The following is a 24,872-nucleotide window of genomic DNA, read 5'->3' on the forward strand; positions in this document are numbered from 1 at the left end:
ACGGACATCTTGCGATTCTTGAGGATCAGCGCGGCTCGAGCTCGACCATCGCCTCGTTGCGCTTGGCGAACGGGAGGGTGAACGGGGCGTCGTACTGGGCCCAGTAGACGTCCTCGGCGATCCGCCAGCGGGGGTGGTCTTCGAGGGCGGCGAGCAGGCGCTGGCGGGAGTCCTTGCGCTTGTCCTCCGACGAGTTGCCGCGGTAGCGCAGGGCGGCGACCGTGCGCGCGGGCTCGTGGATCAGCTCGATCGCGCGGTCGTCGGGCTGCGGGGCCTCGGAGGTGAAGAGGTCGTTGGACAGGAAGAAGGCGACGGTCCAGCCGCGGCCGCCGGGCTTCTGCAGGACCGGGCTGGTCATCGCCAGGCGCTCGCCCTCGGGGTGCTGCTCGACCGGCACGGTCATCGACATGCGCAGGTGTCGGCTGTTCTCGCCGAAGATGTAGCGCGCGAGCCGGTCGAAGGCCTCGTCGACGGCCTTGTCGTGCTCCCCCTCGACCGTGAGGCGGGCCAGCAGCGCCGGCTGGTACTGGCGGATCTCCACGTCGTCGAGCGTCTCGACCACCTCGTACTTCGGCTGCTCCTCGAGGCGGATGCCGAAGAAGCCGGGGACGGACTTGAGGATCTCGGTGAACGGAATCTTGGTCAGCATGACGGCGGCCTCGCGTGCCGCTGTCTACGACCGTTCGCCGCGTCGGCAAGCCGGGTCCGGCGTGGCTGAGCTCGCGCGGGCCCGCGACGGGCAGCGGCCGTCGAGGCCGGTCCGGGACGCGCCGCGTGCGCGAGTCGCGGGGACAGGACCGTCGCCGTGAGAGAGCGAACCTGACTCCGAGACATGGGCCACAGGGGTGCACGGTCCCGCGGGCGCAGACGTCGACGCAGCTTCACCGGGAGCGCTCTCGACAGTTCATGATTGCGCTAAAGGACATGTTTAATAAGACATGTCTAAAAGGACATGACCCAAGGGTCATTGGCCGGTGCGGCGCACGTAGGTGCCGCCGCCGACCAGGCCGACGAGATCGGGCCGGCGGTCGCCGTCGATGTCGGGGAAGGCGACGGGCGACACCTGGGCGTCGGCGAACTGCACGCGCGCAGGTCGGTCGCCGGCGAGAAGCCACACCGAAGTGGCCTCGGGCTCGAGGACGACCAGATCGTAGCGACCGTCGGCGTCGGCGTCGGTGGCCCGCCACAGGAACCCGGCCTCGTCGGTCACGAGCGCGACGCGTCGCTCGGGATCGCCGTCCTCGTGGCGGTAGATCGTGGTGTCCTCCTGCGTCACCAGATCGACGCGCTCGCCGGCGCCGGTGCGGCCGAACGCGGCCCGGGAGCCGCGGATGCCGACCGGCTCGGCCCACTCGCGCGAGCCTTGATTGCGCACCAGCACCGGGGGGTGCTCCCAGGGATCGATCACCACGTCGAGGTCGCCGTCGCCGTCGACGTCGCCGAGCTCGAAGTCGGCCTGGTCGCGGATCAGGACGCTGACGACCGGCTGCCACGGTCCGAAGGCGAACGGTTCGCCGGTGCCGTGGGCGACGTCCAGCTTCATGTCGGTCAACATGTGGAGGGCGAGGAGGTCGAGGTGGCCGTCGGCGTCGACGTCGGCGACCGCGAGGCTCTGGATCGACTCCGATTTCAACCGGTCGTGGACGACGGGCTGCTCCGCGAGCCGCGGGTGCACGCGGAAGGCGTGGATGTAGCTGGCGATGTCGGCGGTGAGCACCTCGGGGGAGCCGTCACCGTCGAGGTCGGCGACCGCGAGGCCGAGGGCCGAGCCGCCCAGGAGCAGGCCGTCGGTGCGGGCGAGCGGGTCGGCCTCGCCGCCCCAGGCCCAGAAGACGCCGCCCGAGGTCCGCACGACGACGTCGTCGAGGCCGTCGCTGTCGAGGTCGGCGGCGCGCAGATCCAGGGCGCCCATGTGGAAGATGAACGTGTCGGCGAGCCGAACCGGGCGCATCACTTCGCGCAGGACGTGGGTGGCCACTGATTCGCCCGCGGCCGCGGCGAGGTCGAACTGGGCGTCGGGCCGGGACGCGAGGGCGAACGCTCGGCTTTGCGGAAAACTGTGCTCGACGGCCTCGTCCGCGAAGGTCCCGTCGCCGCGACCGAGGCGGTAGGCGAGCGTGTCGTAGTCGAGAGTGACTGCGTCGAGCGCGGCGTCGCCGTTCAGGTCGTACAGGTGCGTCGGGGGCTCGCGCTCCTCCGTGGCCACCGAGAGCGCGCCCTCGACGAGGCCGTGGAGGCTCAAGGTCTTGCCCTCGAAGCCGACGAACAGCTCGGGGTCGCCGTCGCCGTCGAGGTCGGCGGCGGTGAGCGGACCGCCGCGCGGCAGGTGCTCCTGCGCGATCACGACGTGCTCGGCGCTCACGGCGTAGCCGGCGGCGTCGGGCGTCATGCGGAGGAGGACGAGGGCGCCGTCGCGGCGGCCGAGGACGAGCGGCTCGTCGACGCCGTCGGCGTCGAGGTCGATCGGGGCCACCGCGTCGACGAGCAAACCGTCGAGGATCGCCGAGTCGGTGAGCAGGCCGTCGGCGCCGAAGCGGATCACCCGCGCCCCGGACACCTCGGTCTCGCCGTACGGCGCCGGCGTGGGCAGGACGGCGATCGCCACCCGCTGGTCCGCGCCGGTGCGCAGCGGCACCAGAGTGCGCGCAGGGACGCCGGGCGCCACGCGGGGGCCCACGACGAACTGCCCGTCCTCGCCGGCGATCAGGGCGCGCACGTCGGGCCCGTCGTCGACGACGATGTCGTCGCGCCCGTCGCCGGTGACGTCGGCGATCACCACGGCGTCCGCGGTGCCGTCGAGCGCGAACGTGTCGCCGAAACCGAAGCCCTGATCGGCGCGGCCGTGGAGCAGGTAGACGGAGTTCCCGTTGGCGGCGGCGAGGTCGAGCAGGTGGTCGCCGTCGAGGTCGCCGGTGGCGATCTCCGGCTCGGGCTGAAACGGTAGCTCGACGCTGCGCCAGACGGTGAGCGGGGCGAGGCCGGGTCGCCACGCCAGGCGAGTCAGGCGGGACGGGGAGGCGGTGAGCAGCTGATCGCCGGGGCCGGGGCCGGCCCAGGTCGTCAGCGGGGCGCCTCGCTCGACGCGCCCGAGCCACGCCGCGCCCTTGCCGACCCACGTGTCGAGGCCGTCCTCGTGCGGCAAGGCGACGCTCACCAGGCCGTTCGCGGTCGCCGGGCCGACGATCATCCCGCGCCTCGGGTCGTCGAGGTAGGTGGGCACGGCGATCGGGCTCGAGAACCGGCCGCTGCCGTCGTTGCGGTGGAACAGGACCGTCGCCCGCGCATAGTTGCGGGCGACCGCGTCGAGGTCGCCGTCGGCGTCGTAATCGACGAGGGCGAGCAGGACCGCGCCCACGGACGACGGATGGGCGACGGCCGCTCGCAGCGTCCCGTCGCCGGCGCCGCGCAGCACCTGCAAGGTGGACGGGCCGAGGGCCTCGGAGAAGGGCCCCTGCAGCGAGCCGGAGCCGAAGTCGATGGCGACGACGTCGGCGTGCGAGTCCCCGTCGACGTCGCCGACCTCGAGGTCGATGGGTTGCATGCCGGCGGGGTACTGGCGGAGCGCGCCGGTGCGGGGATCGACGACCACGATCGCGCCGGCGGCGGGCAGCGGGGCGAGGAGCTCGCGGGCTCCGTCGCCGTCGAGGTCGGCGCTGTCGAGCCGGGTCGCCGGCTCGGGCAAGGGGATGTCTCGCCGCCGCTCGAGCCGACCGTCGCCGTCCACGCCGAAGATCGCCAGCTGCGGCGGTTCGGTCAGCGTCACCGCCACTTCGCCGGGCAACGCCGCCAGCGCCGTCGGCCCCTCGGCGAGCCGGAGGCCGGTGCGCCAGGAGAGGAAGTCGGTGCCGCGCGCGAGGACGAGCTGCCGGGTCTCCTGCGACAGCACCACGGCCTCGTCCTCACCGTCGCCGTCGAAGTCGACCAGGACCGCGTCGTCGATCGAGAGGAGCAGCGGCTGCCACAGACCCTCGGCCTCGCACACTCCCGCGAGCCCGCCGCACGGGTGGTCGTCACCGCTGCAGGCGACGCCGACGAACAGGGCGAGCGCCGCGAGGCCGAGGATGCGTGAGGCCGAGCTCCGGGGCGGTGCCATGCAGCCCGGAGAGGGTGAAGGGCCGGACAGCCGCGAGCAAGCGCCGGCCCGCCCGGCCGCGGCGCGCCGTGAACGGAGGGGCTCGCGTGAGCGGCGCGCTCAGTCCCCGGCCGGCGAGGACCACCCCCGGACGGGACGTGATGGCGATGAGGACATGTCTAAAAGGACATGTCCGTGAAGTGGCCGACGCCCTGCGGGAGCCCGCCGCCGGTTCGAGCGGCGGGCTCCGCCCCCGCCTTGCTCGCCGCGGTCCCGCCGGCCTCCGTGAGAGAAGGTCGAAGGGGACATGTCTGCGGCGGGGCGCGCTGTGATCAATAAGTCTGAAAGGACATGTCCTTTCAGACATTCATATGCCAGTCCGTACGGGCCGGCATCCGGCGGGCGCTCACTCGGCGCAGACGGCCGCGCACGAGCCGTAGGTGTAGGTGTACTGGCAGACCCAGTTCGGCGGCGCGGAGGTGACGCTGGTGATCGTCCGCGGGCGGAGCAGGCCGCCGCCGCAGCTGACGCAGGTGCGGGTGCCGACCGGGAGGCACGCGGCCTGCGGCGACGACTCGTCGGTCAGGGTGCGCGGGGTGTCGCCGATGAAGTCGACCGCCTCGGGGTCGGCGAAGTCGAGGCACTCGCCGGCGGCACAGTCAGCGTCGGTCGACTCGCGCAGGGTCAGCAGGTTCGTGGCGGTCTCGGCGTCGCAGCGGGCCTCGAGCACCGGGGCCGCGAACACGAGGTCGCCGACCGCCAGCGGGCCGCCCAGGACCGGCATCACGGCGCGGTCGCCGTCGCTGAAGGCCTGGTCGCAGGCGCCGAGCAGGTCGTCGCCCTCGGGGGCGCCGAGCTCGAGGTCGACGACGGCGCCGCCCTCGAGCTCGATCGCCGCGCGCTCGCGCGACTCGAGGACGAGCTCGGCCGCGCGGTCCGGGGTGATCGCGGCGTAGCGGGCGGTGACTGCCTCGTCCTCGCCGCAGGCGGTCACGGCCACGAGGCCGGTCAGGAGGGCGAAGAACACGGTGGTGGTGCGATGAAAAAGTGTCATGGATCGTTCGCTGTGAATGAAGTGGTTGGCGGCGCGACGAAGGTCGCGCTCACCGTCCGCCCGTGCAGCGGTCGTGCCATGCGGGGTGAACCTCGCGGCGCCGTCGGACGGCCCGCGATCGATGTTCCGCAAGGCGAGGGGAGCCGCGCTGTCGCCTGCGAGGCCACTCGCGCGGCGAGGCGTGGCCGCGGAGGCCACATGCGCTTGCCTCATCGGCGGAACAGCGGCCAGGCCCGCTCGAGCCGTCAGGTCGCCAGCAGGGCGAGCGCCTGCTTGCGGGCGACGTTCCGGATCGATCGGCCGAGCGCGGGGTCGTGGGTGGTGCGGGCGATGATCATGCTGCCGACGCACAGGGTGACGATCAGGTGGACGCGAGCCTCGGCGTCCGGGACGTCGTCGGGCAGCGCGTTGCGGAGGATCGCCGACATGCTGCGGAGGACCGCGGTGTAGGCGGCCTGCGGCTCGGGGCCGGCGCGGACGACGTCGGACGGGAGGGCGTAGAGGGGGCAGTGCAGGTCGGCGTCGTCCAGGACCTCGTCGCTGAGGTAGCTCTCGACCAGCATGCGCGCGAGCTTCCGCGGCTCGGGCAGCGGTCGCTTCCAGCGCGCGAGCCGCAGCGCGAACGGGTTCTGGTCGGTGAAGCTCTGCACGGCCTCGGCGTACAGCGCGGCCTTGCTGGGGAAGTGGTTGTAGAAGCCGCCGCGCGTCAGCTTGGCGCGAGCCATGATCTGGTCGATCGAGACGCTCTCGAAGCCGTGACGGTTGAACAGCTCGCGCGCGGCCATGACGATGCGCTCGCGCGTGCGGGCCTTGTGTTCGGCGGTGTAGGGCATCGCGGACCTCCGACTCCATGCGTGTAGCACGGGAGAGAATATGTTCTTGAACATATTAAATCGGCGGCTAGCTTGCGAGGTGCGGACGAACAAGCTCCGCGCTGGAGGAAGAAAGATGAAGATCTACTGGTTCGAGGCGCAGGCGCCGAGGCGCGTCGTGGCGCTGGCGAAACACCTCGGGATCACGGCCGAGTTCGTGCAACTCGACCTGATGGCCGGCGACCTCAAGACTGCGACCTACGCCGGGCTCAACCCCAACATGAAGGCGCCGACCCTGGTCGACGGCGAGCTCGTCCTCTGGGAGTCGTCGGCGATCATGGCCTACCTGTGCACGCAGGCCGGCTCCGACATGTGGCCGGCGCACGCGCCCGCGGAGCAGGTCGAGGTGCTGCGCTGGCTCAGCTGGAACGACTCCCACTGGCAGGATGCCGTCGGGCCGTTCTACTTCGAGCACATCATCAAGCCGAAGTTCGGCTTCGGGGCGCCGGACCGGGCGGCGCTGGCGGAGAAGGTCGAGGGCGTGGTGCGCCTCGCCCGGGTCCTCGACGAGCACCTGCAGGGCCGCGACTTCGTGGCCTGCGGGCGGCTGACGATCGCCGACTTCCAGCTGGCGTCGATGGCGACCGACTGGCGCGAGACGGAGATGCCGCTGGCGAGCTTCGCCAACGTGGTGCGCTGGCTCGACGGGCTGAATCGGGTGCCCGCGTGGGCCGAGCCGTGGCCGACGGCGCAGACGACCCGGTTCGCCGCGTGAGGCGGGAGCGGTCGGGTCGCCGTCCGGGCGCCCGGCTGCCACGTGTACCATCGGACATGTGCATAAGGACATGTCTTGATAAGAATGTCCTTGTGGGCATGTTATCTCGGCTCGCCGCGAGCTCGCACGGGGGGCGCCGCGTCGACGTGGCCCTCGGGACACCTCTCGCGGCGGGGCTCGCCGCGCGCGCGAGAGGGGGTCCCGAGGGCGTCGGCGAGCCCCGAAGGGCTGGCGGATTCGCCGGCCATCGTCCAGACTCGGTCCCAGACGTCATGGCCGATCGCCTGCAACCGCCGCGGCACCTGCTCCTCGCGTGCGCGCTCGAGGGCGCGCAGGATCGGGCGGGCGTGTTCCTCCTGCCGCACGGGGCCGCGCTGGTGGTGGCCGACGGCGCCGGTGGGAGCGGGGGCGGGGCGGCCGCGGCGGAGGCCGTGGTCGCTGCCGTGGCGTCGGCGGGCGCGGTCGCAGATCCGCCAGGCTGGTCGGCGCTGTGCGGCGGACCGACGGCGAGCTCCCGGTCGGCGAGACGACCGCGGTCGTGATCCGCGTCGACGGCGACCTGCTCGTCGGCGCCAGCGTCGGCGACTCGGGCGCGGTGCTCGTCGACGGTGAGGCCGAGGACGGCTGGGTGGAGCTCACCGCGGGCCAGCAGCGAAAGCCGCTGCTCGGGAGCCGGGGCGCGTCGCCCGTGGGCTTCTCGAGCGCGCTGGGCGGCGCGACCTTGCTGATGGCGTCGGACGGGCTGTGGAAGTACGCGAAGCGCGAGGCGATCGCGGCGGTCGTGAGGGACGTCGAGTTCGCGGCGATCCCCCGGCGGTTGCTCGACCTGGTGCGCCTGCGCTCGGGCGCGCTGCCGGACGACGCGGCGATCATCGTCGCGCGGCGGGCCTCGTCGTGACGGCGAGCGCCGGGTCGCCGTGAGCTGAGCTTCGGGACATGCCGCTTCGGACATGCCCCGGCGGGCATGTCCATGAGAGCATGTCCTTACGCGCCGGTCGGCTCGGTCAGGGCGCGGACGCGGGCCAGCTTGTCGTGGAACTCGCGCAGCTCGCGGCCCTGCAGGCCGGCCTGGGCGGCGGCCTCGTCGGCGGAGATGCCGCGGAGCATGTGCGACAGGGCGACGCCCTCGACGCGGGTGAAGGGCAGGGCCTCGCGGCGGTAGTCGACGAAGGCCTCCCACGACAGCGGGACCCACGCGCGCACGAACTCGGCCATCGCCCCGGCGAACAGGCGGATCTCGACCTGGGCGTGCGGGTCGAGGCGGAGGTCGAGGAAGTGCAGCAGGTTGTGCAGGTCGATCTTCCAAATCCACTGGGTGTAGAGCGACACCGGCAGCAGAGTGCGGGCGAGCTCACGGGCGATCCCGAGCTCGCCGGCGAGGGTCTGGTAGTCGGCGTAGAGCTGCTCGTGGCGGGCGTGCAGCAGGGCGCGCACGCGCTCGCGCAGCTCGAGGGGGACGGCGGACTCGGCGTCGCGGCCCTGGCGGTTGGTCGTCGACTGCAGGGTCACGTGCTCGAGCGCCGGCACGTAGAACTCGTCGGGCGCCTCGCTGTAGCGCAGCGACATCTCGTTGACGTTGGCCGTGCGGTGGCGGATCCACTGGCGGGCGACGAAGATCGGCATCTTGCAGCGGAACTTGACCTCGCACATCTCGAACGGCGTGGTGTGCCGGTGGCGCATGAGGTAGCGCAGCAGGCCACGGTCGTCGTGGACCTTCCTCGTCGACGGGCCGTAGCTGACGCGAGCGGCCTGGACGATGTCGATGTCGTTGCCCATGTAGTCGATCGGCTGGACGAAGCCGAGGTCGAGGACGGGGACCTCGCGCCCCAGCAGGGCCTCGGCGCCGGGAGAGAGCGGGCGGGCGGTGACGGTCATCGGCCGCAGGGTATACCCCAGCCGGTGGCGCCCGAGGCGAGTATACTGGGGGCTACCCGATGCCCCGCTCGCGCGACAACTCCGGCCTGACCCTCGTGGGGTTCATGCTGCTCGCGTCGCTGCTGCTGCACCTCCTCATGTGGCCGCTGGGCGACGAGATCATCGGGATCGGCTGGGACGCGCCGCCGTTGCCGCGCTCGGACGGGTGGATGCAGGTGGCGCTGGTGCCTCCGGAGGAGGAGCCGCCGCCGGAGCCCGACGCGCAGCCGCGCGAGGCCTCGCCGAAGGGCCGCCTCATCAAGCAGGACCGCGTGCACAAGGAGAAGGCGCCCGACGACGACAAGTACCTGTCGGAGTTCGACCAGTCGGTCGAGAACGAGACGCGCGCGCCCAACCAGCGGCCGATTCCGGGCGGCCTGCCGATGCTGCCGGGGCACTCGCCCGACGCCGACAACTCGCCGCAGAAGCGGCCGTCGCCGAACCAGGCGCCGAGCGTCCGCGAGGGCCTGCAGCCCGAAGGCCCGCAGGTCGATCCGGGCGCGTTCGGGCCGCTGCCGCTGTCCCCGGGCCAGCCGGCGCCGGGCGGCAACCCGGGCCTGCGCGGGACGCCGGGGGCGATGGAGCGGGCGCTCGGTCAGGCCGGCACGTTCGACTCGATCGACAAGAACGTGCCCGAGGGCGCCGACAACGTCCTCAACTCGCGCCGCTGGAAGTACGCGTCGTTCTTCAACCGCGTCCGCGACAGCGTGGCCGAGCACTGGGAGCCGGGCCCGCTCCACGAGCGCCGCGCGTCGGACAGCACCAAGGTCGGCAACAAGTCGTGGGTCACGTGGCTGTTCATCCGCCTCAACCCCGACGGATCGATCCACAAGATCTCGATCGACAGGCCGTGCGGGCTCGGCTACCTCGACGAGGAGGCGATCCGGGCGGTGCGGGCGGCGTCGCCGTTCAACAACCCGCCGGCGCAGCTGATCGACCCGCGATCGGGGCTGATCGAGTTCGGCTTCGCCTTCGAGTTCGAGCAGAACGGCGGGCAGATCCAGCGCTACTTCCACTGAGCCCGTGGAGCTCGCGGTGACGCGATCGAAGTAGAAGCGGCGGCCGCGGCGGACGCCGGCCGGACCTGCATCCTCGTCCCAGCGTCAGCGGCGGGTGAGCGCCTCGAAGCGGGCCCAGTCGGCGGAGGTGAAGATCGCGTCGACGCCGGGGCGCTGGCGCAGGCCCTCGAGCATGAGGTCGGCGGTCTGCGACTCGCCGAGGGCGACGGAGATCCACCGGCGCGCGCGGGCCGGGTCGCGCAGGCGGATGCTGGCGTCGACGAGGCGGCGGAGCACGTACTTGCGCATCTGCGGCTCTTCGGCCTCGGCGAGCAGCGGGAGCGCGGCCTCGAGGTCGCGCACGGACAGGTCGTCGCGACCGGCGCGCTGCCAGGCGAGTCCGCGCAGCAGCAGGGCGTTGCGGTGGTGGCGGAGGTCGTCGGGTCCGGCGCGCGCGGGCGGCTCCGCGGGCAGGTCGGCGAGGTCGGCGAGGTGATGGCGGATCCGCGCCGGTCGCCACATCAGCTCGAGGCGGCTCGGGTCGATGAAGAGATCGACCAGCGCGGGGCCGAGGGCGCGTCGGGCGACGAGCGAGAAGTTGTCGGGGTCGCGCATCAGTCGCTGGCGCAGGCGCTGGTGGAACGGCGCATCGTCGGCCAGGCCGGCGAGCGCGCCGCGCAGCGCGGCGGTGGCGTCGTCGAGCCGACCGTTGCGGGCCAGCAGGTCGATGCGCCACAGCGCCTCCGGGCTGGCGGCCGGGGCGCCGGCGAGGCGCTCCAGGGCGGCGTCGATCTCGTCCTCGGCGACCAGGCGAGCGATCGCCAGCGACGGCTCGTCGTGCTCCGGCGGCGAGGTGCCGCGGCGCATGCCGAACAGCTCGATCGCGTGGACCTGGACGTCGGCGACGCTGTCCGGTTGGACAGGTCGGCTGATCACCCGCAGGCGCAGCGGGCCGGGCGGCGGCGCCCTGGGCGGCGTCGACAGCGGCACGCGGCGCGATTCGCCGTCGTCGGAGACGAGCTCGAGCTGGGCGGTGTCGAGGTCGGGGAAGTGGCGCATGCCGACGCGGACGCGGCGGGCCTTGCCGGGCGCGAGCGAGAAACCGAGGTAGGCGACGGAGCCGTTGGGCCCGGTGACGGCGGTGACGTGCTGGTCCGGCCGCTCGGAGCGGTTGCGCGACTCGAAGTTGACGCCGAGCCAGATGTCGTCGCCGTCGACCGGGGTGACCGCGATCGTCAGCTTGGTGCCCCACTCGAGGTCGCCGAGCGCGGCCTCGACGGTCAGGGCCGCGGTGCCGCCGTCCCACTCGAGCGGGTACTCGGCGATGACCTGGTCGGAGGATGTCTTGAGGGACAGGTGGTCTTCGCCGGGGCTGCGGGCGAACGACAGGGGGTCGAAGATCCGCCACGCGGGGTCGAGCGGGCGGTCGAAGCGGAGGCCGAGGCGGGGGCGGTCGGCGGTGGCGCGGCGGAGGGCTTCGAGCTCGGCCGCCGCCTCGCCGCGGACCCGCAGGTCGAGGCCGGGCAGGGCGGCGCGGCGGGCCGCGAGCGCGAGCGCGGCGGCGTAGTCGCCGAGCTGGCGCCGGCTGGCGATCGCGCCGGCGAGCGCGCCGGCGGCCAGGTCGGGGCGCTCGGCGGCGGCGAGGTAGTGCTCGGCGGCCGCGGCGTGCTCGCCGGCGGCGGCGTAGAGATCGGCTGCGCGAAAGAGCATGTCCTCATGGGCATGTCCCGAGAGACGGGCGATGGCGACCAGCTCGTCGGCGCTGCGGCGCGGCAGACCGAGGGCGGCCAGCTCCTCGGCGTGCTGCCAGGCGTCGAAGAGCGCGGGGTCCTGGACGTCGCCGATCGGGCGGGCCTCCGGCGCGGGCTGGTCGATGGGGGGCAGCGGCAGGTCGCCGGCGCCGACCACGAAGTAATCGTCGGCGTCGCCGCGCAGCGAGACCAGCAGCTCGGAGGCGGGGTCGGCGTCGAAGTCGGCGATGGCGCGCAGGGACAGGCCGGAGAGCCGCAGCGGCGCGAGCAGGGCCTCGCCGTCGCTGCGGTAAAGCAGAAGCTCGGGCGGGGCGATGGCCACGAGGTCGTCGACGCGGTCGCCGTCGAGGTCGGCGTTGTACAGCCAGCGCGGCTCGGCGGCGTCCTCGGGGACGGGGATGAACTGACGGGTCGCGAGCGTGTCGCCGTCGAGCGCGAGGATGTAGAGCCCGGCCGGCTCGCCGTACGGCTCGGCCTCGGAGAAGCGGCCGGGAGCCGGGTACTGGTCGCGCTTGGTCGCGGCGATCCGCAGCTCCCCGCCCATCCGCAGCAGCATCGCGGACTCGATGAAGCCGAGGCTGCGACGGGCGAGGAGGCGCAGCCGACCGTCGTCGTCGGCCTTCAGCACGCGCAGGTCGTAGGCCGACCACGGCCCGGCGACGACCACGAGCTCGGGGCGACCGTCGCCGTCGAGGTCGCCGGCGGCGACCGAGCTGAGGTCCGAGGCGGCGGCGTCGGTCGGCGGGTGAGCGGGCCGGGACCGCCACTGCCCGGCCGGGTCGAGGTCGATCTGCCGCAGCCGGCGCGCGTACGGACCGCTGCCGGTGTAGAGCTCGGGGCGGCCGTCGCCGTCGAGGTCGGCGACCGCGTGGCCGAGGATCCTGCTCTCGGTCCACTCGTACACCGGGGCGCCGCCGTCGAGGGGGTGGAGGGCGTAGCGGACGAAGGCGTCGCCGGCCGCGTCGGGGTTGTCGACGCCGAGCAGCAGCAGCGGCGCGCCGGTCAGCGCGGGCGGCACGATCCGCGGGCTGACGACGAGGTTGCCGATCGGGACCTCGGCCACGCGCGTGAGGTTCGAGTCGGCGCGCAGCACCACCGCCGTCCCGCGCTGGTCGGCGTGGGTGGTCAGCTCGAGGCGGCCGTCGCCCTCGAAGTCGCCGACGGTGAACTCGTGGGCGCTGCCCGGCCGCTGGCCGATCGCGGCCCGGGATATGGATGTTCCAAAGGACATGTTTTCAAGGACATGTCCGTAAGTGCGGCGCGGATCGTCGGCGGGCAGGCGGTCGAGGGCGGCGCGGGCGGCCGGGAGGTCGCGGCGGTCGAGGGCGGCGGACAGGCGCAGGGCGGCGAGCTCGGGGTCGCCGGCGAGCTCGGGGACGCGGGCGTCGAGGGCGGTGAGGGCGGCGGCCGCGGCGGTGAAGTTGCGGCTGTCGGCCAGGCGCAGGGCGAGTCTGCGCAGGGCGGCGGCCTGGTCCTCGGGGGTGCGGGCGGCGATGTAGGCGCCGGCGTGGGCGTCGATGGCGGCGGCCGGGTCGGTCTGGGCGTCGCCCCACTCGCGGTAGGCGCGGGCGAGCGCCGCGGTGCCGCGGTTGTCGGGCAGGGCGGCGAAGGCGGCGAACAGGCGCGCGGCCTCGTCGGGCTTGCGGGCGACGGTCAGGGCGGCGAGCTGCTCGCGGAGGACGTCGAGGCGGGCGTCGGCGCGGCGCTCGTGGGCGGCGCGGACGATCGCGCGGGTGGCCGCGACGCCGCCGAGGACGACGACGACGGTGGCGGCGACCGCGACGGCGATCTGCACGAGCCGCTGGCGCCGGCGCCGGCGCTCGGCCTCGGGGTCGTGGGCGAGCCGCTCGAGCAGCTCGGCCATGCCGGAGTAGCGGCGCGCGGGGTCCTTGGCGAGGCCGCGCAGGAGCAGGGCGTGCAGCCACTGCGGCACGCGCGGGTCGGGCGAGACCGGCGGCGGCTCGGCGTGGAGCACGTGCTCGGCCAGGGTCTCGAGGGTCTCGCCGATGAACGGCCGCCGGCCGTGCAGCGCCTCGTAGAGGGTGACGCAGAACGCGAACTGGTCGCTGGCGGCGGTGGCCGGCTCGCGCCGCAGCTGCTCCGGCGCCATGTAGGCCGGGGTGCCGATCAGCGCGCCGCTGCCGGCGAGGGTCGCCAGCGCCTCGGCGGTGGCCAGGGGGCTCTGGCCCTTCGAGACATGTCCCGAAGGACCTGTCCTTCCGCGCCGGGTGGCGAGCCCGAAGTCGGCGACGCGGACGCGGCGGTCGGCGCCGACGAGGACGTTGCTCGGCTTGAAGTCGCGGTGGACGAGGCCGACGTCGTGGGCGGCGCGCAGGCCCTCGCCGGCCTGGCGCAGGGCGTCGACGACCTCGCGCCAGCCGCGGGGCGCCTGCGCCAGCCAGCGCTGGAGGTCGACGCCGTCGACGTACTCCATGGCGATGAAGACGGCGCCGCGGTACTCGCCGGCCTCGTGGACGGCGACGACGTTGGGGTGGGTGAGGCGCGCCAGCGCCTGGGCCTCGCGCAGCAGCTGGGCCCGGCCGAACGAGGGGTCGTCGTGGCCGCTGGTCTGGACCAGCTTGAGCGCGACGCGGCGGTCGAGCTCGTCGTCGTAGCCGGCGTAGACGATCCCCATCGCGCCGCGGCCGACCTCGCGCAGGATGACGAACCGACCGATCCGCGGCGGGTCGGCGGCCTCGCGCTCGCCCCACTGCTGCGGGGTGGCGCTGGCCACCGTCGCCAGCGGGTCGGGCTCGGGCCGCGCCGGCGGGGCGGTGGTCTCGTCCAGCTCCGGCGCGCCGGCGCCGGGCGCCTGGGTCTCTCCGAGGCCGGCCACGTCGGGCCGCAGGCTACCACGCCCGCGGGCCGGGCCCCACGCGCGGATTCGGCCGGCGCGGTCCGGTGCTCATGGCGCTTGGGACATGTCTGGAGAGACATGTCCCGAAGGCTTGTCGCCGGACAGCGCCAGCTGCCCGCAGGCGGCGCCGATGTCGTCGCCGCGGGGGGTGCGGACGTAGGCGCGCAGGCCGGCGGCGCGGCACAGGTCGAGGAAGCGGCGCACGCGGGCCGGGCTGGGGCGGCCGTAGGGGGCGTGCGGATGGGGGTTGAAGGGGATCAGGTTGATCTGGCAGCGGATGTCGCCGACCAGGGCGGCCAGCCGGCGCACGTCGTCGTCGCTGTCGTTGACGCCGGCGAGCAGGACGTACTCGAAGGTGACGTAGCGGCGGCGGTGCGGCGGGACCGAGCGGACCGCGGCCAGCAGCGCGGCGATGTTCCAGCGGGTGTTGATCGGCATGACCTCGTCGCGCACCGCGTCGGTGGTGGCGTTGAGGCTGATCGCCAGGCCGACCTCCTTGGCCAGGGGGTCGCCGGCGAACCGCTCGATCGCCGGGACCAGGCCCGACGAGGAGATCGTGATCCGCCGCGGGGCCAGGCCGGCGCCGTCGGGGTCGGTGAGCAGCTCGATGGCCCGCCGCACCTGGTTGTAGTTGTGCAGCGGCTCGCCCATGCCCATGAACACGATGTTGGTGATCCGCGGCGCGTACTCGCCCCCGTCGCGGGCCAGCAGGTCCTGGGCCTGGTAGACTTGGTCGACGATCTCCCAGGTGGCGAGGTTGCGCTGGAAGCCGAGGCTGGCGGTGGCGCAGAACCGGCACGTCAGGGCGCAGCCGACCTGCGACGAGACGCACTGGGTGTAGCCGCGCTCGTCGTTGGGGATCAGCACGCTCTCGATCGACTGGCCGTCGGCGGTGACGAGCCGCAGCTTGCGCGTGCCGTCGCGGGCGTGCAGCACCGTGCCGACGTCGAGCCGCCGCAGCGTCGCCTGGGCGGCCAGGCGGGCGCGATCGGCGGCTGGCACATCGGACATGGCCGAAAAGTCAGAGACGCGCCGACCGTGCAGCCAGCGGAACAGCTGGCCGGCGCGGTGGCGCGGGGCGCCCTCGAGGTGGCCCGAGAGCCAGGCGGCCAGGCCGTCGCGATCGAGGTCGCGCAGGTTCGGCGGGCCCTCCTTGGGGAGGCCGCGCGCGGGACCGCGGATGGCGACGAGCTGGCTCATGGGACAGGTGACACGAAACGAGAGACGGTGAGCCCGCGGCTCACAGGCCGGCGAGCTCGAGGCCGCTGAAGAAGAAGCCGATCTCGTAGGCGGCGGTCTCGGGCGCGTCGGAGCCGTGGGTGGCGTTGCGCTCGATGCTGGTGCCGAAGCGGCCGCGGAGGGTCTCCTTGGGCGCCTTGGTGGCGTCCGTCGGGCCCATCAGGTTGCGCCAGCGGGCGATCGCGTCCTCGCCCTCGAGCACCATGGCGACGACCGGACCCTCGGTCATGAAGGTGACGAGGCTGCGGAAGAACGGGCGCGCCGAGTGGACGGCGTAGAAGCCCTCGGCCTGGGCGGTGGAGAGGCGGAGGCTCTTGATCGCGACGAGGCGCAGGCCGGACTCCTGGAGCGCGGCGAGGATCCCGCCCTGGTGACCGGCGGCGACGGCGTCAGGCTTGATGATGGCGAAGGTGCGTTGCATGCGATTCGTGGCGCGCAGGCTAGCAGAGGCGCGCGGGGCGTAAAGAGGCGGGCGCGTGACGGGGCGCAAGTATCGCCTGTGCGCCGCGTCGCCGGGCCTGCGGGCGGCGATTGCTGCCGATACGAGTGCGGTCACAGTTGCCGGTCGATGCGCTGGGCACTCCTCGGGCTGCTGTCGATCGGGCCGCTGCCGCTGCCGGCGGCCGCGAAGGCGCAGTGCCCGGCCTGGCGCGAGGGACAGGCGATGGGCTGCTTCCGCGGCTACCTGCGCGTCGACCCGGCCGCGCTGGTGCTCTCCGAGTACCGCCCCGGCGTGGCGATCGGCGGCTCGATCGGGGCGTTCCGGGCCACCGACGGGTTCGCCGTCGCGTTCGGCGGGCGCGTCGGCTACGACATGGTCGACCGCCACACCCGCGGCTTCGACCGCACCCTGCACCTGTCGCCCGAGCTGCGGCTGGGCGTCGTCAACCGGCGCGCGTTCGGCTACGCGCTGCTGCGCGGCGGCTACAGCCGCCGCTTCGACGCCGGGCGGGCCCGCCTCGACTTCGGCGGCGCGGCCGATGCGTTTCACTACGGGCTCGGCTTCGGAGTGTGGACCCGCGTCGGCGAGCGGTTCCTGATCGGGGCCGAGGGGGTGGTCGACATGGTGCAGTTCAAGGATCGCGGCGTCGCCGAGACGTTCTTCCTGTCGCTGACCCTCGGCTCGTGGCTGTGAGCGGAATTGCCGCGTGACCGATCGGGTGTTTGCGAGCCGGGCCGGACTCGGCCACCCTGAGGACGTGTCGGTGGTGTTGGCGACGATCTTGATGTCGAGCTCGACGCCGGCGGCGGCGGACCCGTGCCCGACCTGGTCCGAGAGGACAGACGATGGACTGCATGCGCGGCTACGCGGTCGTGTCGCCGGTCGGCCTGACGAGCCAGCGCGAGGGGGTCGGCCTCGGGGCGGGCGCGGCGCTCGGCCTGTACCGCACGCACCGACGCTTCGGCGCGGCGCTCGGGCTCCGCTTCGGCTACGGGTTGACCCCGCGCCTGCGCGACGCCCCGGGTTATCGCGAGCACGCGCTGGCGGCCGGGCCGGAGCTGCGGCTCGGCCTGGCGCTGCCGCGGGTGTTCGCGTTCGTGCTGGCCCGCGGCGGCTACTCGCACCAGCTCTACCGCGGCGGCCCCGACTTCCGCACGTCGATCCTCGATCCCGGGAAGGGCGGCCACGGCGGGCACGTCGGCGGCGGGCTCGGGGCCTGGGGCCGGCTCGGTCGCCGGCTCCTGATCGGCGGCGAGGTGGCGGTCGACGCGGTGCAGATCGGCGGCCGCGAGTGGCAGCCGCGGGCGTCGGTGCTGCTGACCCTCGGGGCATGGCTTTGAGGGCATGTTCTCATGGACATGTGAAAACCTGCGGCGAGCCCCGAGCCCGGCGGTCGGCCAGACTCCACGAATCGCAGCTCGAGCGCGGCGAAGTGCGCGAAGAAGGGCGCCTCAAAGGGCATGTCGGCGGCGCAGGCGCGCGCCGCCCGTGACGACCCGCATGTTCTGGCTTTGAGGACATGCTCGTCAAGACAGATGCTTCAGGACACGTCGCCACAGCAGCTCGGCGCGTCGGCGGCCAGGCGGGTGGCGACCAGCCGGCCAGCCGGCGCTGGCGGAGGCCGCATGGTGAACCGGCGGGCGCTGTCTTGAAGGACATGCTCTCAAAGACATGCCCTTCAGGGCATGTTCGGGCACAGCAGCTCGACGCGCAGGCCGGCCAGCGGGTGGCGGACCAGGCCGCCGAGCCAGCGCTGGTGGAGGAACCACGCGCTCGGCTGGTCGATCGGCCGCACCGGCATCTGCTCGCCGAGGCGGGCCTGCAGGCCGCGGGCGGCCTCGTCGCGGGCCGGGCCTGGCGGCAGGGCGGCGAAGGCGGCGTAGGCGGCGTCGTAGGCCGGATCGCAGAAGCCGGCCAGGTTGTCGGCGGCGCCGCAGGTCATGGACGACAGGAAGTTGCTCGGGTCGAGGTAGTCGGCGTCGAAGCGGAGGCCGAACAGGTGCGCTCCGGCGCGCAGGCCGGGGTCGAACAGGAAGTTGTCGCGCGGGGTGAAGCGGAGGTCGACGCCGAGCGGGCGCAGGAACTCGCGCATGAGCGCGGCCTCCTGCCGTTCGGGCTCGCTGGGGCCGCCCCAGTAAGTTAATAAGAATGTCCTTCCGGACAGGCCGGCGTCGGCGAGGATCTGCAGCGCGCCGTCGAGGTCGCGCTGCGCCGTGGCGTCGTCCAAATCGAGGCGCGGCGAGACCTCGCGCGGGAGGACGCTGGCGCTGGCCTCGGCCCACGCGCCGTTGCGCACGACCTCGAGGTAGCGCGGGACGTCGATCGCGCGGGCGATCGCCCGGCGCAGCGCCAGGTTCTCGCGCGCGCGGGCCGGATCGGGGTGGTGGCCGATCTCGGGGCTCGCCATGTTGAAGTAGAGGAGGTCGACCGCGGCGACCGGGAATTTTTCGAGACCTGTCCCGGGGGGCAGGGCCCCGGGGACAGGTCGGCCGAGCGCAACGACCTCGGCGAACTGCGCCTGGCCGGGGACGATCGCCGCCAGCTCGCCGGCCTGGAAGGCGCGCAGGGCCGGCTCGCCGTGCTGGAAGTGGGTGAGGATCACGCGCGCGGCCGCGGGGACGTGCGTGCACGGGAGCGGGGGGCGATCGGGCGGCTGCGGGTAGGGGCGCGGCGCGCGGCCCTCGGCGGCGACGAGGACTGCCGTGCGCGGGTACTCGCTGGCCGCGTGGTCGAAGCGGTAGGGGCCGCTGCCGACCGGGTGTTTGGCGAAGCGCGGGCGCTCGGGGCCGGAGCCGTCGTAGTAGTCGACGCACTCGGGCGGGACGATCGCCAGCGCCGGGTGGGCGAGGAGCGCCGCGAACTCCGGTTGCGGGCGCGTGAGCCGGATCGTCACGGTGCCGGCGACATCGTCGAAGTCGATCGGCGCGGGCGCCCTGGAGGTCGCTCGATGCCAATCGTCGAGGCCGGCGACGCGGCCGGCCAGCAGCGACCAGGCGGCGTGCTTGCCGGGCGTGACGCGCAGCAGCGAGGCGGCGACGTCGCCGGCGCGGACCGGGCGCGCCTGGTCTTTGAGACAGGCATCACCGTGGAACTGTGGACCTTCCCGCAGACGCAAGGAATAAGTGAGACCATCGGGGCTGATCTCCGGGAGGTCGGTGAGCAGCTCCGGCACGAGGCGTGGGGGATCGGCGTGGGGATCCCAGTCGAGGAGCGTGTCGTAGATCTGTGAGGTGAGTCGGCGGCTGACGGAGTCGGCGGCGTCGGCTGGATCCAGCGAGTGAAACGCGGTCTCCAGGCCGAGGTGGACGGTGCGCTCGCCCGCGGTCTGCGGGGCCGATCCGGCTGCGCCGTCCCCGCTGTCGACCTCGGTGTGACGAGAGCATGCGACGAGCGCGAGGGCCAGGCACGCGAGCGCGGCGCGAGGCGTGGTAAGCCTTCGGCCATGGCAGCCGACGGCAGCATCCACGGAGGGAGCGCGGACTTCGCCCACCTGCACCTGCACTCGCAGTACAGCCTGCTGGACGGCGCGATCCGGACCAAGGACCTGTGCAAGATCGTCAAGCAGCGGGGCATGAGCGCGGTCGCGGTGACCGACCACGGCAACATGTTCGGCGCGCTGCAGTTCTACCAGGAGGCCAAGAACGCCGGCGTCAAGCCGATCTTCGGCTGCGAGGCCTACGTGTCCGACGGCGACATGAACGCCAAGACGGACCGGAAGAACTACCACCTGGTGCTCCTGGCCCGCGACCTGGTCGGGTACAAGAACCTGCAGTTCCTGGTCTCGAAGGGCCACCTCGAGGGATTTTACTACAACCCGCGGATCGACCGTAAGATCCTGCGGGAGCACAGCGAGGGGCTCATCGGCCTCTCGGCGTGCCTCGGCGGCCATATTTCGCGCCTCATCAACGGCGGCGACATGGACGGCGCGCGCCAGACGGTGCTCGAGTACAAGTCGATCTTCGAGCCGGGCTCGTACTACCTCGAGCTGCAGCCGAACGGCATGGCCGACCAGGAGAAGGTCAACGCCGCGCTGGCGCAGCTGTCGGTCGACTGCGGGGTGCCGCTCGTCGCCACCAACGACTGTCACTACGTCAACCAGGACGAGGCCCACGCGCACGAGGTGCTGATGTGCATGGGCCAGGGGCGCACGCTCGACGACCCCAAGCGGATGAAGCACGAGTGCGACGCGTTCTTCATCAAGACGCCCGACCAGATGCTCAGCTACTTCGGGTCGAACTACCCGAGCGCGTTCGAGAACGCCGGCGAGATCGCCCGCCGCTGCAACGTCGAGCTCAAGCTCGGCAAGCCGGAGCTGCCGGACTTCAAGCTGCCCGAAGGGACAGAAGAGGACCTGCCCGGCTACCTGCGCAAGGTGGCCCACAGCGGCCTCGAGGAGCGGTTCGGCGAGCTGCAGCGGCGCGGCCAGGTGTTCGACCCCGACCAGTACCGCCAGCGCCTCGACTACGAGCTCGGGGTCATCGCCCAGATGAAGTTCCCCGGCTACTTCCTGATCGTCTGGGACTTCATCCGCCACGCCAAGAAGATCGGCGTGCCGGTCGGCCCGGGCCGCGGCTCGGGCGCGGGCAGCCTGGTCGCCTACGCGCTGCGGATCACCGACCTCGACCCGATCCAGTACAGCCTGCTGTTCGAGCGCTTCCTCAACCCGGAGCGCATCAGCATGCCCGACTTCGACATCGACTTCTGCATGGACCGGCGCGAGGAGGTGATCCGCTACGTCACCGAGCGCTACGGGTCGGCGCGCGTCGGCCAGATCGCCACGTTCCACAGCCTCAAGGCCCGCGGCCTCGTGCGCGACGTGTGCCGCGTGATGGGCCTGCAGCCGTCCGAGGCCAACGAGATCGCCAAGCACGTGCCCGAGGGGCCGAAGGTGACGCTGTCGATGGCGATGGCCGACCCCGAGCCGCTGAAGGAGAAGGCCAAGGAGAGCGCCGACGCGGCGGCCAGGCTGTCCGACGCGATCATGATCGCCGAGGCCGCCAGCAAGCTGCGCCTCCGGGCCCGCGAGGACGGCCGCGTCGCCGAGGTGCTGAAGATCGGCCAGGCGCTCGAGGGCCTGAACCGCCACGCCGGCATGCACGCGGCCGGCATCGTCATCGGCAACCGCGACCTGTGGGAGCACGTGCCGTGCTTCCAGGCCGACGGCAAGATCGTCACCCAGTTCACGATGACCGACGTCGAGCTCGCCGGCCTGGTGAAGTTCGACTTCCTCGGCCTCAAGACGCTGACGGTGCTCGACACCGCGGTCCGCCTCATCAACAACTTCCGGCCCCCGGACGACCCGTTCGACCTCGGCGCGATCCCCATGGACGACGCCGGCGTCTACGAGATGATCAGCCGCGGCGACACCACCGGCGTGTTCCAGCTCGAATCCTCGGGCTTCAAGGACCTGCTGAAGAAGCTCCGCCCCGACTGCTTCGGCGACATCGTCGCCGCCGTGGCGCTGTACCGCCCGGGCCCGCTCGAGGGCGGCATGGTCGACCAGTTCATCGACTGCAAGCACGGCCGGCGCGCCATCGAGTACCCGCACGAGCTGCTGACCGAGGTCCTCAAGGAGACCTACGGCGTGTTCGTGTACCAGGAGCAGGTCATGCAGGCGGCGCAGGTGCTGGCCGGCTTCTCGCTCGGCGCGGCCGACATGATGCGCCGCGCGATGGGCAAGAAGAAGAAGTCGGAGATGGACAAGCAGCGCGCCTTGTTCGTCGAGGGCTGCGCCAAGGCGTCGAACATCCCCAACAGCAAGGCCGAGGAGATCTTCGACCTCATCGACAAGTTCGCCGGCTACGGCTTCAACAAGTCGCACTCGGCGGCCTACGGCCTCATCACCTACCAGACCGGCTACCTCAAGCACCACTTCCCCGCCTCGTTCATGGCGGCGCTGATGACCTGCGACAAGTCGAACAACGACAACGTCGTCAAGTTCATCGCCGAGGCGCGGTCGATGGGCCTCGTGGTGCTGTCGCCCGACATCAACGAGTCGGGCCGCGACTTCTCGGTGGTCCGCCGCGCGCGCGAAGGCGACGGCTTCGACGAGCAGATCCGCTTCGGCCTGGCCGGCATCCGCGGCGTCGGCGAGAATGCGGTCGACGCGATCCTGGCCGCGCGCACCGCCGACGGCCCGTTCACCTCGCTGTTCGAGCTGTGCCGCCGCGTCGACCTCAAGAAGGTCAACAAGCGCACGCAAGAAGGCCTGGTCTGCGCCGGCGCGCTCGACTGCATCAGCGCCAAGCGCGGCCGCGCGGTCCTCTACGCCGTCGTCGAACGCGCCATCGAGCAGGGCCAGGGGGCCTCGCGCGACCGCAACTCGGGCCAGTTCGGCCTGTTCGACGCGATCGCCGACTCGGCGCCGGTCTACACCGAGGAGTACCCGGAGGTCGAGCCGTGGGAGCCGCGCGAGGAGCTGCTCAAGGAGCGCGAGGCGCTCGGCTTCTACCTCACCGGCCACCCGCTCGACCGCTACCAGCAGGACGTCGACAAGCACGCGACCTGTCGCACGGGCCAGATCGAGGCCAAGCACAACGGCCAGGAGGTCACCATCGCCGGCGTGATCTGCGACCTCCGCGAGGTCCAGACCCGCAGCGGCAAGGGGGCGATGGGCTTCTTCCAGCTCGAGGACCAGTTCGGCCGCGTCGAGTCGGTGGTGTTCCCCAAGACCTACGCGCGCGCCGACGAGGCGAGCGGCCTCAGCCTCGGCGAGCGGCTGGCGCAGATCGGCAGCGAGCCGGTGTTCGTGACCGGCAAGTGCGAGGTCGAGACCAGCGAGGACGGCGAGGCCAACAAGTTCAAGATCCTCGTCGAGTCGGTGCAGGAGATCCGCACGCTCCGCGAGCAGTCGACCAAGAAGGTGCTGCTCAAGGTCCAGCTCGAGCAGCTGACCCCGGAGCGGATCCTCCGCCTCAAGCAGATCGTGTCCGACAACGCCGGGACCTGCTCGCTGGAGCTCGAGGTGGTGTCCGACCGCTACGCCGGCCAGGTCGTGTTCGGCGACAAGTTCGGCGTCCGCGCCGACGACAAGCTGATGTCGGCGCTCGAGCGCCTGTTCGGCGACAAGGTGGCTCGCCTGGTCTAACGGCGGCTCACGGGTCCGGTCGATCGGCGCCGGCCTGGTCGAGCGCGCCGTCCTTGTCGGGGCGCGGGTCGCCGTTGAAGTCGGTCGCCGGGTCGCCGTCGCGCCACTCGGCGACGGTCGCCAGCGCGGTGTCGGGGCGGGCCTTGTAGACGCCCCCGACCTGGGGCTCGAACCATGTCATGGCGTCGGCCATGACCGCTGCGATGTTGCTGTCGCCGCCCACCTTGCCCTCGTCGATCGCCGAGTGCTCGATGAACGCCAGGGGGCAGGCCATCGACGGCGGGACGAAGGCGATGATGACGGAGTTGCGGATCGTCGTGTCGCCGGCGGCGTCGCACCGCAGCGAGCGTGCACCGCTCTCGGCCAGGTTGTTGATCACGGCCGTGTACAGCAGCTCGAGGTCGTGCCCCTGGCCGGACAGGATCCCGCCGTGATCCGCCTCGGCGTTGGAGCCGTTGTTGGAGATGTAGCTGTTGATCAGCCGCGTGCGCCCGGAGCCGAGGCCCGTGAGGCCGCCGCTCGTATTCTTGTAGAAGACGCTGCGGCGGAACGTCGTGTCGCAGCCGGTCCCGACGTAGCCCTGGCGGTTGAGGCTGAACGTGAGCTCGTCGCCGACGATCACGCTGTCCTGGCAGGTGAGGCCGGTGTCGTTGGCGTTGCTGGCGAGGTTCAGCCGTGAGAGGTAGACCCTTGAAAGGGCAGAGACCTGCAGGGTGGCGGCGGTGGTGGAGCGAATTTTGGCCACGCCCCCGTCGCCCAGGATCGCCAGGACGGCTCCCGGGGGCACGAGGAGAGAGGGTTGAATGTAGTTGCCGGTCTTGACGCGGATCGTCCACCCGAGGCCCGGGTTGCCCATGGAGACCTCGTCGAGGGCCTGGGTGATCTGGCAGAACGGGGTGGCTTCCGTTCCGTCGCCCGTATCGCAGACAGCGACCGAGTCGACCCAGATCACCTGGCCCGGATCGAAGCAATAACCGATGTCGTTGGCGCAGGCGCTCGTGCCGCAGTCGGCGTGCTCGCGGCAAGCGACGCACTCGCCAGTGCCGGGATCGCAGATCGGCGTGTTCCCGCTGCACAGGCTCTTGTCTTCGGGCGTGCAGGTGACGCAGCGGCCATCCTGTAGGTCGCACACGGGCCGCGACGGATCGAGCGCTTCGCAGGCCGCAGCCGGATCGATCGCGCCCGCGCAGTTGGTGCACTGGGCGTCGACGCAGAACGCATTGTCAGGGTCGAGGGCGAGACACTCCGCGTCGTTCCGGCAACCCGTCGTCGTATCCGAACCCGGCGATGTCTGCGGCTCGGTCTCCACGCCCGCGGTGCTCGTGGTCGCGGTGCTCGTGGTCGTGGTGCTCGCGGTCGTGGTGCTCGTGGTCGGAGTCGAGGACGTGTCGCCGGCGGAGCTGTCGGTCGCCGGCGTGGCCGTGGTCGGCCCGTCCGTCGTCGCGCCATTCAGCGAGTCATCGGTGCCGCTCGGATTGTAGAAGCACGCCAGACCCATCGCGCCGGCGCAGACAAGCGGTGCTGGACGTATCCATGAACCCATTCCGCGATGATACTCGGCTGTCATCGTGCTCGCTGTGGCGCCGAACTTCGGCTTGAAGCGGCCGTCGCGCCTGGCGCACTTCTGCTCTCGCAAGCCATGGTGAGGCGCAGTCGAGCGACGGTCAAGCCTTGATTCACCCGGGCGTGGTGGCCAGGGCGACTACCAACAGGACGTCGTCGCAGTCGCGTGTGGAGGCGCTGTCGTGTCCGGCTCGATCGCGTCCGGTACTCGTCGTGCTCGTGCCGTCGAAGGTGATGGGGACCGCGACGTGGTCGGCGCCGGGGCGCTTGCCGAGCGCGCTGTTCATGAGGACTCGGAGGCGCGTCGT

The 24,872-nt window shown here is 72.4% G+C and carries 17 protein-coding genes; 6 read left to right on the forward strand and 11 right to left on the reverse strand.

The genetic code is table 11. The annotated features are described in order from the left end of the window. Nucleotides 1-25 precede the first annotated feature (25 nt). The 4 genes from O0S08_RS08700 to O0S08_RS08715 all read right to left on the reverse strand — a co-directional run bounded on the left by O0S08_RS08700 (nucleotide 26) and on the right by O0S08_RS08715 (nucleotide 5,959). Nucleotides 26-649: an SOUL family heme-binding protein gene (locus O0S08_RS08700; RefSeq protein ID WP_269038570.1), complete on the reverse strand. Its 624-nt coding sequence runs from the start codon at nucleotides 647-649 to the stop codon at nucleotides 26-28. 315 nt (nucleotides 650-964) lie between these two features. Next, nucleotides 965-4,093 carry an FG-GAP-like repeat-containing protein gene (locus O0S08_RS08705; RefSeq protein ID WP_269038571.1) on the reverse strand — a complete coding sequence of 1,043 codons (3,129 nt, stop codon included), beginning with the start codon at nucleotides 4,091-4,093 and terminating at the stop codon, nucleotides 965-967. A gap of 385 nt (nucleotides 4,094-4,478) precedes the next feature. Then, the gene (locus O0S08_RS08710) at nucleotides 4,479-5,126 is read right to left on the reverse strand and encodes a hypothetical protein (RefSeq protein ID WP_269038572.1); all 648 of its coding nucleotides are present in this window, start codon (nucleotides 5,124-5,126) and stop codon (nucleotides 4,479-4,481) included. Between the two features lie 245 nt (nucleotides 5,127-5,371). Continuing rightward, a complete protein-coding gene (locus O0S08_RS08715) occupies nucleotides 5,372-5,959 on the reverse strand; it encodes a TetR/AcrR family transcriptional regulator (RefSeq protein ID WP_269038573.1) in 588 nt (195 codons plus the stop codon). A 115-nt stretch (nucleotides 5,960-6,074) separates the two neighbouring features. Here O0S08_RS08715 and O0S08_RS08720 point away from each other — a divergent pair, with 115 nt between their 5' ends. Together O0S08_RS08720 and O0S08_RS08725 are read left to right on the forward strand one after the other, a co-directional pair. After that, a complete protein-coding gene (locus O0S08_RS08720; protein ID WP_269038574.1) occupies nucleotides 6,075-6,713 on the forward strand; it encodes a glutathione S-transferase family protein in 639 nt (212 codons plus the stop codon). A 490-nt stretch (nucleotides 6,714-7,203) separates the two neighbouring features. Next, a complete protein-coding gene (locus O0S08_RS08725) occupies nucleotides 7,204-7,611 on the forward strand; it encodes a PP2C family serine/threonine-protein phosphatase (protein WP_269038575.1) in 408 nt (135 codons plus the stop codon). A gap of 86 nt (nucleotides 7,612-7,697) precedes the next feature. On the opposite strand, the gene thyX is transcribed toward O0S08_RS08725, so the two are convergent. Then, nucleotides 7,698-8,588 carry an FAD-dependent thymidylate synthase gene (thyX, locus tag O0S08_RS08730; RefSeq protein ID WP_269038576.1) on the reverse strand — a complete coding sequence of 297 codons (891 nt, stop codon included), beginning with the start codon at nucleotides 8,586-8,588 and terminating at the stop codon, nucleotides 7,698-7,700. Between the two features lie 59 nt (nucleotides 8,589-8,647). Here thyX and O0S08_RS08735 point away from each other — a divergent pair, with 59 nt between their 5' ends. Then, complete coding sequence (locus O0S08_RS08735; protein WP_269038577.1) at nucleotides 8,648-9,646, forward strand: TonB family protein; 999 nt, start codon at nucleotides 8,648-8,650, stop codon at nucleotides 9,644-9,646. Nucleotides 9,647-9,730: 84 nt separating this feature from the next. Here the strand turns inward: O0S08_RS08735 and O0S08_RS08740 are convergent, their stop codons facing one another. The 3 genes from O0S08_RS08740 to ndk all read right to left on the reverse strand — a co-directional run bounded on the left by O0S08_RS08740 (nucleotide 9,731) and on the right by ndk (nucleotide 15,893). Beyond that, entirely contained in the window at nucleotides 9,731-14,212 is a 4,482-nt protein-coding gene (locus O0S08_RS08740) for a protein kinase domain-containing protein (protein WP_269038578.1), read from the reverse strand. 69 nt (nucleotides 14,213-14,281) lie between these two features. Further along, entirely contained in the window at nucleotides 14,282-15,433 is a 1,152-nt protein-coding gene (rlmN, locus tag O0S08_RS08745) for a dual-specificity RNA methyltransferase RlmN (RefSeq protein WP_269038579.1), read from the reverse strand. 40 nt (nucleotides 15,434-15,473) lie between these two features. Beyond that, the gene (ndk, locus tag O0S08_RS08750) at nucleotides 15,474-15,893 is read right to left on the reverse strand and encodes a nucleoside-diphosphate kinase (protein ID WP_269038580.1); all 420 of its coding nucleotides are present in this window, start codon (nucleotides 15,891-15,893) and stop codon (nucleotides 15,474-15,476) included. A gap of 147 nt (nucleotides 15,894-16,040) precedes the next feature. Between ndk and O0S08_RS08755 the strand changes: the two genes are divergently transcribed. Next, nucleotides 16,041-16,607, forward strand: coding sequence for a hypothetical protein (locus tag O0S08_RS08755; protein ID WP_269038581.1), 567 nt, complete (start codon nucleotides 16,041-16,043; stop codon nucleotides 16,605-16,607). A 161-nt stretch (nucleotides 16,608-16,768) separates the two neighbouring features. After that, complete coding sequence (locus O0S08_RS08760) at nucleotides 16,769-17,254, forward strand: hypothetical protein (RefSeq protein ID WP_269038582.1); 486 nt, start codon at nucleotides 16,769-16,771, stop codon at nucleotides 17,252-17,254. 338 nt (nucleotides 17,255-17,592) lie between these two features. Here the strand turns inward: O0S08_RS08760 and O0S08_RS08765 are convergent, their stop codons facing one another. Continuing rightward, on the reverse strand, nucleotides 17,593-19,380 hold the full coding sequence (locus O0S08_RS08765) for an ABC transporter substrate-binding protein (RefSeq protein WP_269038583.1): 1,788 nt from the start codon (nucleotides 19,378-19,380) through the stop codon (nucleotides 17,593-17,595). On the opposite strand from O0S08_RS08765, the gene dnaE reads away from it, so the two are divergent. Beyond that, nucleotides 19,357-23,001, forward strand: a complete 3,645-nt coding sequence (gene dnaE, locus O0S08_RS08770; RefSeq protein WP_269038584.1) for a DNA polymerase III subunit alpha — start codon at nucleotides 19,357-19,359, stop codon at nucleotides 22,999-23,001. The genes O0S08_RS08765 and dnaE overlap by 24 nt on opposite strands. A gap of 7 nt (nucleotides 23,002-23,008) precedes the next feature. Here the strand turns inward: dnaE and O0S08_RS08775 are convergent, their stop codons facing one another. Both O0S08_RS08775 and O0S08_RS08780 read right to left on the reverse strand, forming a co-directional pair. After that, nucleotides 23,009-24,499 carry a hypothetical protein gene (locus tag O0S08_RS08775; protein ID WP_269038585.1) on the reverse strand — a complete coding sequence of 497 codons (1,491 nt, stop codon included), beginning with the start codon at nucleotides 24,497-24,499 and terminating at the stop codon, nucleotides 23,009-23,011. Between the two features lie 178 nt (nucleotides 24,500-24,677). After that, complete coding sequence (locus tag O0S08_RS08780; protein WP_269038586.1) at nucleotides 24,678-24,851, reverse strand: hypothetical protein; 174 nt, start codon at nucleotides 24,849-24,851, stop codon at nucleotides 24,678-24,680. Between the last annotated feature and the right edge of the window lie 21 nt (nucleotides 24,852-24,872).

Source organism: Nannocystis punicea (assembly GCF_026965555.1).
Lineage (GTDB): Bacteria > Myxococcota_A > Polyangia > Nannocystales > Nannocystaceae > Nannocystis > Nannocystis punicea.